The organism is Anaerocolumna sp. (assembly GCF_032079385.1).
Classification (GTDB): domain Bacteria; phylum Bacillota; class Clostridia; order Lachnospirales; family Lachnospiraceae; genus Anaerocolumna.
In genome coordinates this window covers 182,858-200,550 of sequence record NZ_DAMAUC010000003.1, presented here as the reverse complement: position 1 = coordinate 200,550, position 17,693 = coordinate 182,858, and the positions used below count along the sequence as shown (strand labels likewise).

Sequence of the window (17,693 nt, the reverse complement as noted above, 5' to 3'; positions counted from 1 at the left end):
GTCTGTTTAGAAATGTAAAATGGAAGCTGCTTTACAGTTTGCGGGAATATGATAAGAAAACCGGAAGGGCTTAAATATCATGTTTTCTCGAATTTTCATGTGCCGTCTGCTGTTGCTGAGGCAACCTGGCACCAAGGTGTGAAAGAAATATAATATTGAAAGGATGCCACAAAGATAATCTTTCGCACATGTTATATGTGGCGCTATCGCAAGAGACATGTGATATGAAATGGGTGTAAAATATGAATGATGCATCACAGAATGAAAAAAATTCTACAAGCATGAGCAAAACAAGGAAAATTGAAAGAAAAAAAGAAATTAAAAAAATGAAAAGGGATGCTTACTTATCAAAGATTATTTCTATCTGCTTAATTGCTCTGGTATCTGTTGGTTTTGTACTTTTAATCGGCTACTCCGTACACCGAAGCATTAACAGAGTAAGACCAAGTAGTGATTATAGTGCAAAATTGACAGAAGAGGGCTTAATAAAAGATGTACAAGTTACTGACCATTTAGTATTAGGTGATTATTCCAATATTAACATACCCTTAAGTGAAGTAGAATATACCGATGAAGATATGGAAAAGGATATTCGAGAGCTACTGGCAGAACATGGTACACTGGAAACAGAAACCGATGCATTGATTGCAAATGGTGATAAAGTAAACATCGACTATGTGGGAACTGTTGACGGAAAAGAATTTGAAGGCGGTAATACAAAAGATGCCGGAACAGATTTAGTAATCGGCTCTGAAGATTATGTGGATGGCTTTGAAGAACAATTAATCGGCCATGGTATTGGTGATAATGTAACCGTAGAAGTTACTTTCCCAGCAGATTATAAACAAAATGAAGCTTTGGCTGGAAAGAATGCAGTTTTTGAAGTTCAAATTAATGGAATTTATGACATACCGGAATTGACAGATGCCTTTGTAAAAGAAAATCTTTCTGAACATGCAATGACAGCCAAAGATTATAGAGAATATCTAAAAAGATCCAAATATGAAGCTAAACTGGACACCTGGTTAGAAGATTTTCTTATGGATAATACCACCGTTTCATCCTATCCTGAGAAATATATGAAGCACTTAAAATCCGTTAAGAAATTCGAAGATCAAAGTTATTTTGAATACATGAATCAATTATATACTTCTTTTGGTTCAACCCCACCTTATGCAACCTTTGAACAATATACCGGTATGTCTGAGAAAGAATATGATGCCGGATTGGGGAAAGACGTAGAAGATCAAGCAAAGATGGCTTTAATATTCCAGATGATTTATCAAAAAGAAGGTCTTAATGTAACAGCAGAAGAATTTGACAAGTATCTGGGCGACAAGGCAACAGTGGATTATGATTCTCTTGTTGAAGAATATGGCAAAGGTTATGTCATGCAGGAATTAATACATGCAAGAGTATTATCATTCTTAAAAGAAAGAGCCGAAATAAAGTAATTAAGACTTATTTAGATTAAAAGTCTCTGCTAATTACTTATGGAGAAGCTTAGAAATAATGATTATAAAAATAGCTTTCTTGGGTACAAGTTAACCACCCAAGAAAGCTATTTATTATATTCCTTATTTGCCAAATCGTTTTCTATATCCGCATTTTCTGCAAAGTTCCTCTACGGCTTCCATTCTTGAAAAACCTTCTACAATACTTTTTGCTCTTTCACTTTCCAGTAACTGGGAGAAGGGAGCGTTTTTTATGTTTCCCAGATTAATAACTCCTTCCCCATCCAGACAGCAGGGAACAACCGTTCCATCTACCAGTATTGCTATCTGGTTACGAAGTCCATAGCAAAATCCAATACCATCATCTTCTTTTTCTTTTAGCGCAGGCCATTGAAATTCATAATCCTGATTTAAATAAACACCATTCGCTATTTTTATTCCTCTGCCAGGTGTAACGACTTCTTGTATATTATAAGTCAGATTAAACTCTTTCTCAATTACCTCCAACAGGACATTGTTCTTTTTCTTATCCAGATTAACCTGATTGTCCTCATCCAAATTCCAAAGTCTTAAAGAAATTAATACATTGGATTTTTCCCTGATTTCTTTTACAAAGGATAAAATATCCCATATATATTCGCCTTTGTTGTGTAAGCCATCATTTCCGTCAAAACTATGCAGGGAAAAGTTAATCTGTCTTAATGCAGGCTTATTTGCAAGCTTGTCCTTTACCTTTGTAATCAAAGTGCCGTTTGTAGTTATATTTACCTGAAAGCCTTTTTCATAACTAATATCTAGCAATTCATCTATTTGAGGATGAAGAAAAGGCTCACCTTTTACATGAAAATACAGATAGTCCGTATATGGTTTCACTTGATCTAATATATTGCAAAAGGTATCTACACTCATTAATTCTGCTTGCCGCTGGGTTTGAGGGCAGAAATTACAATTGAGATTACATATATTAGTAATCTCAATATATACTCTCTTAAATTGTTTCATTTATTATACTCCCAATGTTTCATGATGTAATAAAAGCATATACTCATTTTAACACGGCAGATGAATTAAGTACAGGAGTACTATACAAAAATAACACATCCTGATCATCAAAGGTGAGAAATTCTCCTAAATAGTCGCTTGTAATATATCGAATATCTACCAACGTCACTTTAGAATACCCTTCCAGCAATAAAGGTATGAGGCTGCTGCCAAAGGAATCCCTGAATACAATCAATTCTTTCTTATTTGCAGCATTTGGGTTGTCTACAATAAGCAAAGGGGAAGCTCCTGACAGGTATACATCATAAGGGTCCTTGTCATGGAGTTTTATGGTATCATATACCGGAGTCGTTTTATCTGTTTCAACATTATAGACAGTACAATTATTAATAATATCATTTGTTAGATAATATATTTTTTCATGTTCTAAAGGCAGAGCAGATTGACCATAATATACGCCATAAAATGGCACATCTGTCTCTATTGTTTCATAATTTCCAGAAAGTTCCTTTGAAATGTCCAGTGCTGAGGCAATTTTTTCTGCTACTTTCATAAGCTTTTCCTGCCTCCAGTGAATGTCCGTATAGTAATAGTCCTCCAATTCAAGAATATCTGAAATATCTATATACTCTGCAAATTCTGTATGATTCTTCATTATATCAAAAAGCTTTTCATAATCCATAGCAGGATATCCATTCTGACCGGCTAAATAATATCCCTTGTCCGGAATAATAGAGAGATAAACATTAAGCTCCTTCTCCTTCATATATTTCTCATAAAGGTAGCCAAACTTTTGGGCAGCAGATAAAATAGACCTTTCATTTAAGGGATACTCTAATTTTGCTGCATAATCCCCCTCAATATAAATATCATTATTGTCCTTCTGAGCAAAGGCATAGAATCTGGTATATGCTTTCAATTTACGAAACATAAAGCGATGGGGGAACTGATTCTGTGCATATTTTTCAAAATCACTCATAAACTTTCCGGACAACAAAGTTTGTACTTTGAATTCCGGCAACTGTTCCAGTTTTCTTCTTTCACTAATTGATATTTCCTCCGGAGATTTTATCCAGCAAAACAGTGCAAGTATACACCAAATAAGTCCTATGGAAAGAACTACGACGGTATTCTTTAATTTTTCTCCCATAATAACCTCAATTCCGGTGCTTTAGCACCTTATAATAACGATGGTAATTTTGTGCACCGACACAAATTACTGGTTGTTAAAGCTTGTTCTTTTAACCTAAGTTAAAAACGAAAATATAGAAATGGATTAAAAGAAGCATCCACTAGATATGCAGTAATTGTTAAAAGCAATATAATACAAATAATCGGTTCAAGTATAACCAATGCCCTGTCAGCCCATTTCATCTTTCGGATATTCTCGATACATAATTTGGGCAACGGTGTGCAGCCGATTATGGAAAGAATCAGAATTATACCATAGCTTCGAAAATAATATAAAGACTGTATATCCATTGCTTTTATTCTTCCCATTCCCAGCATAGAGGAGATTCGTTCTACTGCCTCAGCCATATTGGCCGCGTCAAAAATAACAAAACTTATAATTACAAAAAACAGCACATATATATGAGATATGAATTTGGGTAATTTTTTCATTACTTTCTCAAACCATAATTTTTCATTCATCAATAACAGGGCAAATAACAAGCCCCAGATTACAAAATTCCATGCTGCCCCGTGCCATAAGCCGGTAAGCATCCAAACAACCATAATATTTAATATCCAACGGCTCTTCTTTACACGGTTTCCACCCATTGGAATGTACAGATAATCCCGGAACCATGTGCCCAATGACATATGCCATCTGCGCCAGAACTCACTAATGCTCCTTGATATATAAGGATAATTAAAGTTTTCCAGGAAATCAAATCCAAATAACTTTCCTAAGCCGATTGCCATATCACTATATCCTGAAAAATCAAAATAAATTTGAAGTGAGAAAGCAATAGCATACATCCAATAAAACAGCACCGTACTTTGTTCTGTCTTCTTAAAAATCTCACAAATCTCTCCAAGAGAATTCGCTATCAGCACTTTTTTCCCAAGACCAAATATAAAGCGGCGTAAACCATAACGCCATTTTTCAAAACTATGGCTGCGATTTTCAAGGGCTGAGGCTATATCAACATAACGCACAATGGGCCCTGCAATAAGCTGTGGAAATAAGACAACATAAGTGGCTAAATGAACTATATTCTTTTGAGCCCTGGCCTCTTTGCGGTAAACATCAATGGTATAACTTAATATTTGAAATGTGTAGAAGCTGATACCTACGGGCAAAGCAATGGAAAGCAGGGGTATTGACAATCCCGTGACGCTATTTACATTACGAATAAAAAAATCGACATATTTAAAATAACCAAGTAATCCTATGGAGAAACAAATTGATATCACTAACCAGAATTTTGCTTTCTTTGTATCGGAATGTCTTTCAATTAGAATACCCAGAATATATTGAACCACTATGGATAAACCCATCAGCAGGATATATTTCGGTTCACCCCATCCGTAAAATATAAGAGATGAAATCAGAAGTACCCAGTTTTTAAGATTCTTAGGCACAGCAAAATATAAAATTAGAACCAATGGCAGAAAATAATATAAAAATGTTATACTTGAAAATAGCATGTTTTCTCCTAAATATCCATATCCTGAATTCCTTACCGCAGAAAAACGGTTTGAAAACAGGATACGGTTAATGAATACAATAATTAATTTACTTTTTTAACTCAATATCCAGCTTGCCGCCGCTGACTTCTTTAAAAGCAGCTACAATTTGCTTGGATGTTACACTTTCCTCTAATGTTGAAGAAACCATAAAAAGCATTATAACATCATCATGACTTACAACTTGGAGATCATCTGCTCCAACACATATCCACTTCCTAGTGTCAATGCCGTTTAACATATCGTTGGCGACCTTTTCTGCGTCACCGACATCATTAAGCTGTACAAGAACCAGGGAATAAGCATGGGAAAGTATCATTGCTTCCGATGCTGCTATTTTCTTTACCTTGGAACTGTCAGTAAGTCCGGTATAATACTTCACTGAATCCTCATTACTCAAATCAACCGATGCGTTATCTAACCTAAGTCCCGGATCCTTAATTTCATATATCTTTTTTATTATATCCAAAAGATCTTTCTCTTTTACATCTTGTTTATCCTTATCTTTTGAATTATCGGTTTCTTTATCTCCGTTGCCTTTATTTCCTGTTTCCTTATTTCCATTTTCTTTGTTTCCGGTTTCTTTATTTCCACTTTCCTTATTTCCGCTTTCTTTATTTCCACTTTCTTTATTTCCTGTTCCTTTATTTCCTGTTTCCTTGTTTCCGCTTTCTTTATTTCCAGTTCCTTTATTTTCCGTTTCCTTGTTTCCGCTTTCTTTATTTCCAGTTCCTTTATTTTCTGTTTCCTTGTTTTCGCTTTCTTTATTTCCAGTTCCTTTACTTCCACTTTCCTTATTTCCGCTATCTTTATTTTCAGTTTCTTTATTTACGTTCTCTGTACTTTTATTATCAGTGTTTTCAGTTCCTTTACTTTCGGTTTCTGTATTGCCGGTTTCTGTTTCTCCGTTCTCTTTACTATCGGATTCTTTACCATCGGTTTCTATCTTATCATTCTCTTCATCTATTTTTCCAGTGCTGTCTGAACTTTCATTATTGTCCGGAACCATATCTTCAGATTCATTTTCCCCTAATGTATTCTCAGACAACTCACCATTATCTTCTTCCATAATTTCATTATTTTTTGTTTCTGTTTTCTTACAGCCGGCAGAAACACCCATAATCAGAACTATTAATAAAACGTAAATTATATTTTTTTTCATTTGTACCCTCCAATTACTTCTTATTTTAATTCAATATCCAATTTACCGCCAGATACTTCTTTGAACGCATCGACAATTTGCTGAGATGTTACACTGTCTTTGAAAGATGAAGAAACCATAATCAGCATTACCACATCATCATGACCTACAACCTGAAGATCATCTGCTTCAACACAGATCCACTTTCTGGTATCTATTCCCTTTACCATTTCTTCGGCAACAGATTTCGCATCACCTGCATCTTTTAACCTAACAAGTACCAGGGAATATGCCTGTGAACCTATCATTGTTTCAGATGCAACTGCTTCCTTTAATTTAGAACTATCAGAAAGTCCAGTATAATATTTTACAGAATCACTATTACTTAAATCCACAGGATTCTCAGCCACATTTAATTCCGGATCCTTAATTTCATATATTTTCTTGATAATAGATAAAAGATCACTATCTTCTGCATTCTGGGCATTACTATTATCTGTATTTTCTGTTTCATCCTTGCTGCCATTGTCATCCTTATTGTCATTCTCATCATTTTCTACTTCTGTATTATTATCATTAGTACCTTGATTATTTTCTTCTGTTACTGTATTCTTACAAGCTGTAAAAATACTCATAGTTAAAACTATCATTAAAATATAAACAATCTTTCTTTTCATTTATCTAGCCTCCAAATAAAATATACTTTTATCCTTTTATACCACTCTAGTAAGGGAAGTTGACCTCCTTCCTGTAATTGTCATCTGGGTATGTGTAGTATAATCGGATTGTTTCATTAATTAGACGAGGCTTTTTAATTTTTGGTTCCATTTTTTTAATTCATTTAAGTTCTAAATTTATGTTCTAATTTATGTTCTATTTAAGTAAATTTAAGTTCATTTATGTGAATTTAAGTTTGTTTAGGCAGTCTTAGTCTAAATTTTCAGCCTGCTATTATATTATTTAAGTTGAAAAAACAGGCACCTTTTATGGCTACCTGTTTTTATATTTACAATATTTATTTTTTAACCTTATCCTGTTTTCTTTTACTATAGAATTTCACGGACTACTTAAATTCAGCTAAAGTCAGGTTATGCAGTTGTTTCCATGGTAACATTTAATGTAATTACCCCATATTTATTCAGGGAGAGTGGAATGGAGATTGTTGGAAGTCTGTTGGATATTTCAATATTATTACCTGACATCAGGGAAGGCGTGGTAATATCCACTTGGATGGATTTTTGACCAAGCAAACTGCAGGTATTCCCCATAATCATATTCCCCATTTCCGAAATAGCACTTTTGCTGATTTCATCCATTCTATTTACAGTAAAGCCGCCCATCATTACAGTGGCTATATTCTTGGCGGTTTCCTGAGATAACTCAAAACAGACCTGTCCCCGTATTTTTCCTACAATTCCAATCACGATAATAATTTGATTTGCTAAAAAAGATGATTTTTTTAAGTAAATTTTACCCAACACAGGTTCGTCATTGCAAAGTGCTTTTAAAACCGATTGTGCGGCCTGTATAAATGGATTTATTATTTCTGCATCCATAGTTCTTTTGTTGCCTCCTATTTTGTTTATGTTGTAAAATTAGTACTTTCCTAAAGAAGGAGCAGCTTCAAACATTGCGTTATTCACTTGAGGAAATTCCTTATATAGGGATATGGGAGATATACTTTCTCTTTCGTATCCGGTATTCAGCTTGAACTTCCCAACTTCCTCACGTAATGTGGCAGCCTGGGCGGACATTTCTTCACTGGTTGCAGAATTCTCTTCTGCAGTAGCCGCATTGGTCTGCACAACAGAAGAAACCTGGGTGAGTCCCTGCTTAATCTGTTCAATTGCAATGGCCTGTTCGGAAGATGCCCTCTCAATTTTAATAATACTTTCATTTACCATTAAGGCTTTTTCCCTGACATTTTGAAGTATTTGCGCTGTTTGTGCTGTTATCTGTGTGCCCTCATCTACCGTAACGGTAGAATGCTGGATTAACTCCACCGTCTGCTTAGCCGCTTCTGCTGATTTAGCAGCAAGATTGCGAACCTCGTCAGCAACTACTGCAAAGCCTTTTCCTGCATTACCTGCCCGGGCTGCTTCAATGGCAGCATTCAGTGCCAGAATGTTTGTCTGGAACGCAATATCTTCAATAACCTTGGTGATATTGGCAATCTGAGTAGATGCAGAACCAATATTGGTCATAGCCTTTGTAAGCTGTTCCATATGCTCATTTCCGGCATTCACTTCTGCACCGGCTTGTTCCACATATTGTGTAGCTATTTTAACATTGTCTGAATTTTTCTCTGCCTCTTCTGCAATCTTGGTAATGGAAACACTTAATTCTTCCACAGAAGAAGCCTGCTCTGTGGAGCCTGTGGCTAGTGCCTGGGCTCCGCTTGCCACCTGTGAAGAACCGGTACTTACCTGCTCGGCTGCTGTATTAATAGTCATCAATGTATAATTTAACGCTGTAGCTGTATTCTGCATTGCCTTTTTAATGGCAGCAAAGTCACCAATGTAGTCCATCTCCACATTAATCCGCATGTCTCCATGTGACATTTGATTCAGTTTCTCTGAAATATCATGTATGTAGGAAGAAAGAAGTTCATTGGTCTTTTTGATGTTCTTTGCCATGTGTCCCAGTTCATCCTTGCTTTCATAGCTGATTTCCACCTGCATATTGCCCTTCGCCATCTCCGTATATACATTCTCAATTTCCTTAACGGGACTTAGAATTGATTTTCTTATGGCAATTACAACGATAATTGTCAGAAAAAACGAAGTTGCAGTTAGAACTACTAACAAAGCCAATGCCAGCTTTTCGGCGTTTTTCGCATTAGCAGCCTGATCCTGAGCTTCTGTCACTTCAAGCTCATTTAGAATAACCGCAATATCCGCTGCTTTTGTAAAATGGGGTACATACTCCTCTACATATAATTTATATGCAGCTTCTGTATTCTCCGTCGTCTTATTTTTTACCAACTCTGTAATCTGACTTCTAATGTCAGAAGTTTTCTCAAGTTCTGCTTTAAGTTCTGCTATCTGGGCATCCCGCTTATTGTCTCTTTGGTTCCCTGAAAGCGCTGCTATAGTGTTTTCCAAATGAGCAGCTTCATTTTCTGCTAATTTGATATTTTCTGCCGCTTTCTCTTCCGTCTTCTCCTGGATGGCCTGCAACAGTTCGTTTTGGATAAAAAGCATATCACGTCTAATACTCCAGGTATAGCCTGTATTTGGAAGAGAATAAACCTCAAATAAATTTACCTCATTTCCAATACTGTCTATATTAAACATGGATACCCCCATAGACAACATCATTGTAATGAGTACAATACCAAAGCCGACAATTAGTTTCATATTAATTGATAAATTTTTCATAAGATTGCTTTTACCTCCTTTATCCTTTGTGCTTTGTATTTGTTCAAACATAACTTTTATCTTCCCCTGTCCTTTATTACTCTATTATTTCTCTTTTATGTAATTACTTTCTCCTATCAATCAGAACAAGATCCATAAACTCGGAAGCAGTAATTTTAACTAACATCCTGCCTACCTTATTAAAAATCAAGTAGTTCCCATCGGTATACACACTCCGAAATAATTCTTCATCCCGAAGCATCCCAAAACGGAGGGTGTTCAGCCTGGAACGAAAGTCAAAATGAATTGTTGTACCGGTTTCCATGGTGACTTCCAATTGATAATCCGGCAGGGCCTGCACACTTTTAAAATATCCTTCTCCCGTATTACTTTTTTCCTTGAACATATTCGGAGATAAATCAGGTTTTTCCATTCCATATGCTATGGTCTCCGGTGCAGATTGTTCCTCTTGCTTCTCCTTTATAAGCCCTAGCTTTTCCATCACCTCTATTAGTTTTTTAGTATCAATGGGTTTGGCGGCATAAGCTTCGCAGCCATAATCAAAAGCAGTCCGAACCATCTGTGCTTCGGCTAAAGCCGTTGTCATAATGATCTTTACACGTTTCTCAGGGGAGATGTTATATTGTTTTTCCAAATCCCTGATGGCTTTCAATGTCTTCATACCATCTACCTTCGGCATCATAATATCAAGGCAGATTAAGTGATACGGCTCTTTGTCTTTTAGTGCCATAAGAAATGCATCAATGGTTTCCAATCCGTCTACCACCAAATCACAATCCCCGTATTTTGAAAGAAATTTACTCAGAAAGTTTCTGCTGACTAAGTCATCTTCCGCAACCAAAATTCTCATGTTTATACCCATCCATCCTTTCTATTTTTTTCTTTCAGATTCCAAACCGAATACCCTTTTGCGGCATCACAAATAATAGTTCTATACTTCATACTCTCCTATAACGAATGCTGAATATGTTTATTAATTGGTTACAGTAATCCACTGCAACATTCCATTTACATTTCCTTGCTGCAAGTTCTGCCTTGAATGCCAGTTCCCTAAGATCTTCCCCGCAGATTCGGACTGCGATTCTTTTCACTTTATGGACGGCTTCTTCTATCTGGAATACTCTGTTTTCCTCAATCATAATCTGAAGTTCTTGCAAGACTTTTTCAAGCCGTTCTAACTCAAGGGATATATCTTCTCCCTCGGCCTTTCCTGCTTCTGTATCAAAAACAATCTCTCCGTTTTCTCCAAGTCTGACACTACTGCACTTCTTAAAACCGGCCCCTTTCTTTCGTATATGAATATTTTCTGCCCGGCCTGCTGCTTTTTCCGGAATAAACCGGCCGGCTTCACGGTCATCCATCACAATAGACGGTAAACCTTTCTCACCAAAATCAATATTTTGTAAGTTATCTGCTAAAGGCATCTTCGCAACCTCAAAGCCTATCCTTAAATAAAATCTGCTGCCCTTTCCAATTTCACTCTCTGCTCTGATTGTTCCATCCATTAATTCTGCCAGCTGCTTACAGATTGCAAGCCCCAAACCGGTGCCACTATGTCGTCTGGTTACCGTACCGTCTATCTGCCTAAACCGTTCAAAAAGCAGTGCCATCTTGTCTGAAGATATACCGATTCCCGTATCTGATATACAAAACTCCAATTCCACACTTTGTCCGGCTTCCATTATCTTTTCCACAGTAATCTTAACCTCACCGGTATCCGTGAATTTCACCCCATTGCCGATTAAATTGTTCAATATCTGGCGCAGGCGGTCCGGGTCTCCCTTTACATATAGCGGAATTTCCGAGGAAAAATTGTAATGCAGTTCCAATCCTTTCTTTTCAGCAAGAACTCCATGAAGTTTGGCGACTTCATCCATAAGAATTTTTATATTAAAGGGAACCTTGGAAATAGATATTTTTCCTGCCTCTATTCTTGAAAAATCCAAAACATCATTGATTACTTTAAGCAGGGTATCCGCACTTATTTTGGCCATCTGGATATATTCTTTCTGTTCCTCATTGGTATCCGTCTGTAAAAACAAGTCCATCATACCAATCAGTCCATTTAGAGGGGTACGGATCTCATGACTCATATTGGCTAAAAATTCACTTTTCATTTTATTGGCTGACTCTGCTTCATCCTTGCTTTTTTTAAGAGCTGCTTCATAATTTTTCTGATTGGTAATATCTTCAATGGCTACTACTACTTGCTTTTCCTCCGAAAAGGCAAGGGGAATAAAATTAAGCTTCAGCCAAAAGTAGTTTTTATGAAAACCACTTAAGAATGCCCGGCGAAAAATTACGTCCTTGCAATTCATACCCTCCCGGATAACCCTATCGATATTTTGCCGAACTTCACAAAAGCGGCATTTCCCGCTTTCTCCACAACCTTTTTCATAACTGTAAATGCAATGGACGCCGTCACCAAAACGCTGCCCTGCAATATCCTTTTCCTGAATATGAAACATATCCAGAAAGGGCTTGTTGACCCACTTTACAACTCCATCGCCTCCAATCAGTAATATTCCTGTAGGAAGTGCTTCCAATACATTTTTAAGATTATCTTTTTCTTTCCTGATTTTTTCTTCTATATTTTTAATACGATCAATATCACGAAATACTACAACAACACCTTCTGCTTTGTCACCAGTATAAATTGGAGAACAGCTTGCTGAAACAAAAAGTGTTTTTCCTTCTTTGTTAATGAGAGCAGAGTGATTTTTAAGTCCTACCGCTTTTCCACTCCTAAGTGCCCCACAAATCGGGCTTCCCAGCTGTTTACCGGTAAAGAAATTAACTAAATGAAATACTTCATCAAAAGATTTTCCTAAAGCTTCTTTTATGTTCCAACCAGTTAGCTTCTCTCCGGAGGCATTGATATAGAGAATCATTCCTTTTCTGTCAGTTACAATCACTCCATCACCGATACTGGATAAGGTAGCTGTTATAAATTTCATTTGATCTGATTCCTGTATATTTTGTAGCAGTAAAATCACCTCCTTATTTTAAGATAGGCTGGCGGTAAACCTCCACCAATCCGGTTTTTACTTCCATGGATATGGTTCTGCTTTCATTTCCCCGCAGATCCGCCTTGCATATTGTAAGTCCCATGCCAAGCAATATATATTTTATTGCATCAATATTCTTTTTTCCCACGTTGTAAATGTCATGGGGAAGTATAGAATCTGCTCCGCCATACATTTGGATATGAAGTTCATGCCTTTTACAGCCGTATTTTGTACCCATTGCATTTATAAGTAAGGGAATGCCTGTTTCGGCAAAATAACCCGGGCGTTCTGTTTTATCCCTGGGACCCAAGGGAAAAGGCAGTACCACATGAATCATACCGGCTGCCTTTTTTACCGGACAGTACACGGTAACTGCCACACAGGAAGCCAGGGCAAAAGTTCGTATAAGGTCATCTTCTCTGTCAGTTACAATGTATTCTCCCATTCCTACTACCAATTCCATAACTATCACCTAATCCAGCATCTCAAACAGCACTTGGGGAATATTCCCTAATGCTGTCTGTATTTCCACAGCCCCTATATCAAAGGCTACTTTTGGCATTCCATACACCACTGAAGATCCTTCATCCTGCCCGATGGTTCTGCTGCCTTTACGCCGCATGGTAAGAAGTCCCTTCGCACCGTCATAACCCATTCCTGTCAAAAGTATTCCAATGGCGTTGCTGCCTGCTTCTTTTGCTGCGGAATCAAATAGAATATCCACAGATGGGCAGTGTCCGTTGACTTTATCTCCGTGAAAACACTCCACCTGATATCTTTTTCCAACCTTTTTCACCCTCATATGCCGATCTCCCGGTGCAACTAAAACTTTGCCCGAATCTATATAGTCCCCGGTTTCAGCCTCTTTGGCATGGAGAGCTGTTTGATTATCCAGTCTCTCCGCATACATCCTTGAAAAAACAGGGGGGATATGCTGTACAATTACGATTCCCGGAACGGTGGGGGGAAGTAAGCGGAGTATGCTGTATATGGCCTCCGTTCCTCCGGTAGAAGCACCAATAGCAATAATTTTATTGGTATCATGAGCCATAGCTCCTGTGATTTTTCCAATGGTACTTGCTGATTTTGGTAATATTGCTTTTACAGTGGAGGCCATCTTTATCTTTTGAATCAAATCACGGAGGAACATCTCCATTCCCCTGGGAGAATATATGTCCGGCTTTACCACAAAATCAACCGCTCCTGCCTCCATGGCTTCAAATACCGCTTCGCTTACAGCACTGACCATAACCACCGGTACAAAATACTGGGGCATCAGCCGGCGTACAAACTCGGTGCCTTTCATTTTGGGCATTTCCACATCACAGGTGATTACATCAGGATGTACTTCAAGAATCTTATCTCTGGCTTCAAAAGGATCACCTGCAACAGCAACTACCTCAATCTGCGTATCAGTAGTAATACCTCTCACTATCATTTCACGGGATACTGCACTGTCGTCAACCACCAGCACCCTGATCTTTTTATGTCCTTCCATACATAACTACTCCTTTCTGTAAACGGCAGGCATTACATATCTGTACCTTGTTTTTTCCCGATTAAGTCCTTCCGAATGCCCAATAAACAGAAATCCCCCAGGTTCGGTAATGTCGTATAGCCGTTCAACCAGTTTATCCTTCGTATCATTGTCAAAATAAATCATGACATTTCTGCAAAATATGGCATGCATCTTTCTTCTAAAAGGAAATACCGATTCCATCAGATTGATATTTCCAAAAATTACTTCATTCCTGATTTTCTCGGACAGAATATAATTACTCTCATCATATTCTCTAAAATAATTCTGCTTCCACAAAGCCGGTACTTCAGAAACCGTCTCTTTTCTATAAATACCGGTCTTTGCAGTGGATAGTACGTTCTGAGAAATATCCGTAGCCAGTATTTTGGTATCCCAGGTCTTTTTATCCTGGCCGAAGAACTGGTCCATTATCATTGCCAATGTATAAGGTTCTTCCCCGGTGGAACAAGCTGCACTCCAAATTCTCAAATCCCTGTCTTTCACCGTTCTTGACAGATAAGGCAGTACTTTATCTCTGAAATAATAAAAATGTTCTGCTTCTCTCATGAAAAAGGTATAATTCGTAGTTATTTTATTCAGCATTTCCGATGCTGCCTGACCTGTTTTATCTGCCACTACATAATCCATGTACTCCGTCAAACTGTTCATATTCATACTTGTAAGCACATGGTTAAGCCTTCCGGCAACCAAAACTTTCTTCTCATTTTTAAAATGAATGCCATAATTGGATTTTATATAATCGGCAAATTGCCTGAATTCTTGTTCTTTTATGACAATCATGGATTCACCTGCCTTATGGAAAAAGGGGATATCATGCCCTCCTTCCAATATTGTTTTATTTTTAGACTTTAAGGTTACGATTATCAGGACATGGTGCTCAGTGTTTCCATCTCTTCATCTGTCAACAGTTTTTGACAGTCCAGCAATAGTTTAACACTGTCGCCCGCCTTTCCGATTCCCTTAATATATTTATGTCCTCCCTTGTAGATATCTGTAGGAGATGCTATGTCTTCGTCCCCAATAGCAAGTACCTCCGAAACACTATCCACAATCAGACCGATGGATATGTCATTGGTATCAATGACAATGATACAGGTCCTGCCATCATATTCCCGCACAGCCTTTTTAAAACGCAGCCGCGCATCCATTACGGGGATAATCTTTCCTCTTAAATTAGTAATCCCTCTTACATACTCCGGCATCTCAGGAACCTCTGTAATGGGCTGGATACCAATGATTTCAGTAATATACCTGATTTCCATTCCGTATAATTCACTTCCCATAGAAAATATAAGGTATTTTCCTTTCAATGTATCCTCTTCCTGTTCTGTCAGGTTCAATACATCAATCTGTGCCATTTTAATGACCTCCTTTATATTCTTCATTCTAAATTATCATGGTAGCTTTCACATGTTTAGTAATCCGTCTATATTAAGAATCAGACTGATACTGCCATCTCCAAGAAGAGTACAGCCTGCCAATCCTTCCACTTTTTTTAGGTTCTTTACATAAGCCGGAAGGGTTTTAACTACTACCTGATGCTGGCCTATAAGCTCATCTGCAAAGAGGCACAGGCTTTTACCTTCCTGTTCAACCATAAGCATAATTCCTTTTGTCAGGTCGGTAATATCGGTTTTTATGGCAAATAGTTTGTGAAGTCGGAGGATAGGATGACACTCTCCCCGTACCATAATCATTTCATTTCCATCCGGCTGCTTTATAATGTCTCTTTTCCTCGCCTGGAAGGTTTCCTGAATGGAAGTTGTGGGAAGTGTATACTTTGCATTTCCCACCCTTATATTCATTCCGTCTATAATTGCCAGAGTAAGAGGTATTTTCAGCGTAGTTATCGTGCCTGTTCCTTCTCCGCTGTCTACAGACACGGAACCTCCCACCGCTTCCAAGTTCTTAATCACCACGTCCATACCCACTCCCCGGCCGGAGAATTCCGTTACACTATCGTTGGTAGAAAATCCGGGGCGAAAAATCAGATTATAAATTTCCCTATCCGTCATTTCATTTTCCGGTTTGTTTAATATCCCTTGCTCCATTGACTTTTCTATAATTCTCGTTTTGTTAAGACCTTTGCCATCATCCCTGACAGTTACAAGAACTTCACTTCCGGCATTCTTAGCTTCCAATATTACCTGCCCTGCTCTTGGCTTACCGGCTGCTTCCCGAACCTCGGGCTCTTCAATGCCGTGATCCACGGCATTTCTGACCAGATGCATTAGGGGATCGGAGATATGCTCTATAATATTTTTATCTACTTCCGTTTCTTCTCCAAGCAACGTAAGTTCCACCTCTTTGCCAAGCTTCCTGCTCATATCCCTTACAATGCGATACATCTTGTGGAAAGTCACTGTTAAAGGTACCATTCGGATGGACATTACCATATCCTGCATTTCTCCGGTAATCTTTCTAAGCTGGCGGGCTGCTTTATAAAAACTATTTAGCTGCAGACTCTTAAGCTCTGGGTTTTGTGTAACCATTGCCTCTGCAATAACCATTTCCCCCATCAAATCCATTAATTTGTCCAATTTAAACACATCAACGCTAATAATGCTTTGATGTGTATTTCTGATTTCAGCCTGCCCATAGTCCGGATGCTCCTGCTCCTGTACTCTAGGAATTATTACAGGTGTTTCCTGAATGGTTGTATTCTGACTGGAAGCAAACCGAAGAGAGGCTTCTTCCTCTTCAAGTTGGACAATCTCCAAATCCCTTACAAATGCGGTTCCCGTAAAGAAATCATGAAGCTCCTTCAGACTTTTTTCGGTGCAAAGGGTTATTCGAAATCCCTGTTCCCGTATCACCTGTACGCTTTCATTATTTTCGATAATATCCGAAGGGTAACAGGCAAAATCATCTGTAATATCTTTTAAATTATGTATAATGGAATATGCCCGGATATTTTCCATTTCACACCCATCATCAAAATAAATGACTGCTTCATAAACTTTTGCAGCCGAAGTTTTAACAGCACTGCTGTGAGACAGATAGTACTGTTGTACTAAAGGAAGTTTTTCTTTCTCTTTGGATATAACTGCGTCATCTTTCTCAGCTTTAATAGAATCTAAGAAACTTTTGATATCTTCAATCAAATTCGAAGGATCCCCGTCAAGACTGTCCGCATTTTTTACTTTCTCCAACTCCAACTTAATAAAATCCACGCCTTCTAAAACCAAATCTGAAAGCAAGGCACAGTCCATATCTTGGGGCTTTTCCTCCCGGATGCAATAAAAGAGATCTTCCATAGCATGAGCCAAAGAAGCTATATTGTTATACAGCATCATGGCGGAAGAACCTTTAATGGTGTGCATAATTCGAAATATTTCATTAACTGCTTCCGGTGTAAAGCAGTTTACTTTTTCACTTGTCAATATTGACTCTTCAAGTTGTTCAACATTTTGCGTAGTTTCATATATGAATATGTCCAACATAGGTTCCTTTGAAAATCCGCTGTCCAATCTG

At 37.8% G+C, this 17,693-nt stretch carries 15 protein-coding genes; 1 reads left to right on the top strand and 14 read right to left on the bottom strand.

Going from position 1 to position 17,693, the window contains the following annotated elements; translation table 11 throughout:
- Positions 1–242 precede the first annotated feature (242 nt).
- The gene (locus RT261_RS04155; protein WP_313129712.1) at positions 243–1,454 is read left to right on the top strand and encodes an FKBP-type peptidyl-prolyl cis-trans isomerase; all 1,212 of its coding nucleotides are present in this window, start codon (positions 243–245) and stop codon (positions 1,452–1,454) included.
- A 123-nt stretch (positions 1,455–1,577) separates the two neighbouring features.
- On the opposite strand, the gene RT261_RS04150 is transcribed toward RT261_RS04155, so the two are convergent.
- From RT261_RS04150 to RT261_RS04085, 14 genes are all read right to left on the bottom strand, one after another.
- A complete protein-coding gene (locus RT261_RS04150) occupies positions 1,578–2,456 on the bottom strand; it encodes a radical SAM/SPASM domain-containing protein (protein ID WP_313129709.1) in 879 nt (292 codons plus the stop codon).
- 43 nt (positions 2,457–2,499) lie between these two features.
- On the bottom strand, positions 2,500–3,606 hold the full coding sequence (locus tag RT261_RS04145; protein WP_313129707.1) for a DHHW family protein: 1,107 nt from the start codon (positions 3,604–3,606) through the stop codon (positions 2,500–2,502).
- Between the two features lie 101 nt (positions 3,607–3,707).
- Positions 3,708–5,111, bottom strand: a complete 1,404-nt coding sequence (locus RT261_RS04140) for an MBOAT family O-acyltransferase (protein WP_313129703.1) — start codon at positions 5,109–5,111, stop codon at positions 3,708–3,710.
- Positions 5,112–5,199: 88 nt separating this feature from the next.
- Positions 5,200–6,312, bottom strand: coding sequence for a hypothetical protein (locus RT261_RS04135; RefSeq protein WP_313129700.1), 1,113 nt, complete (start codon positions 6,310–6,312; stop codon positions 5,200–5,202).
- A gap of 20 nt (positions 6,313–6,332) precedes the next feature.
- Positions 6,333–6,968 carry a hypothetical protein gene (locus RT261_RS04130; RefSeq protein WP_313129698.1) on the bottom strand — a complete coding sequence of 212 codons (636 nt, stop codon included), beginning with the start codon at positions 6,966–6,968 and terminating at the stop codon, positions 6,333–6,335.
- Between the two features lie 411 nt (positions 6,969–7,379).
- Positions 7,380–7,847: a chemotaxis protein CheX gene (locus RT261_RS04125; RefSeq protein ID WP_313129696.1), complete on the bottom strand. Its 468-nt coding sequence runs from the start codon at positions 7,845–7,847 to the stop codon at positions 7,380–7,382.
- A gap of 39 nt (positions 7,848–7,886) precedes the next feature.
- Complete coding sequence (locus RT261_RS04120) at positions 7,887–9,671, bottom strand: methyl-accepting chemotaxis protein (RefSeq protein WP_313129694.1); 1,785 nt, start codon at positions 9,669–9,671, stop codon at positions 7,887–7,889.
- 103 nt (positions 9,672–9,774) lie between these two features.
- A complete protein-coding gene (locus RT261_RS20895) occupies positions 9,775–10,521 on the bottom strand; it encodes a response regulator (protein ID WP_331665396.1) in 747 nt (248 codons plus the stop codon).
- A gap of 88 nt (positions 10,522–10,609) precedes the next feature.
- Positions 10,610–12,628 carry a PAS domain-containing sensor histidine kinase gene (locus tag RT261_RS04110; protein WP_313129692.1) on the bottom strand — a complete coding sequence of 673 codons (2,019 nt, stop codon included), beginning with the start codon at positions 12,626–12,628 and terminating at the stop codon, positions 10,610–10,612.
- Positions 12,629–12,671: 43 nt separating this feature from the next.
- On the bottom strand, positions 12,672–13,142 hold the full coding sequence (locus tag RT261_RS04105) for a chemotaxis protein CheD (protein ID WP_313129689.1): 471 nt from the start codon (positions 13,140–13,142) through the stop codon (positions 12,672–12,674).
- Positions 13,143–13,151: 9 nt separating this feature from the next.
- Positions 13,152–14,177, bottom strand: coding sequence for a protein-glutamate methylesterase/protein-glutamine glutaminase (locus tag RT261_RS04100; RefSeq protein ID WP_313129687.1), 1,026 nt, complete (start codon positions 14,175–14,177; stop codon positions 13,152–13,154).
- Positions 14,178–14,183: 6 nt separating this feature from the next.
- A complete protein-coding gene (locus RT261_RS04095; RefSeq protein WP_313129684.1) occupies positions 14,184–14,999 on the bottom strand; it encodes a CheR family methyltransferase in 816 nt (271 codons plus the stop codon).
- An 83-nt stretch (positions 15,000–15,082) separates the two neighbouring features.
- Positions 15,083–15,577 carry a chemotaxis protein CheW gene (locus RT261_RS04090; RefSeq protein ID WP_313129683.1) on the bottom strand — a complete coding sequence of 165 codons (495 nt, stop codon included), beginning with the start codon at positions 15,575–15,577 and terminating at the stop codon, positions 15,083–15,085.
- 48 nt (positions 15,578–15,625) lie between these two features.
- The coding region (locus RT261_RS04085) for a chemotaxis protein CheA (RefSeq protein ID WP_331665393.1) at positions 15,626–17,693 on the bottom strand (2,068 nt) is incomplete at its 5' end.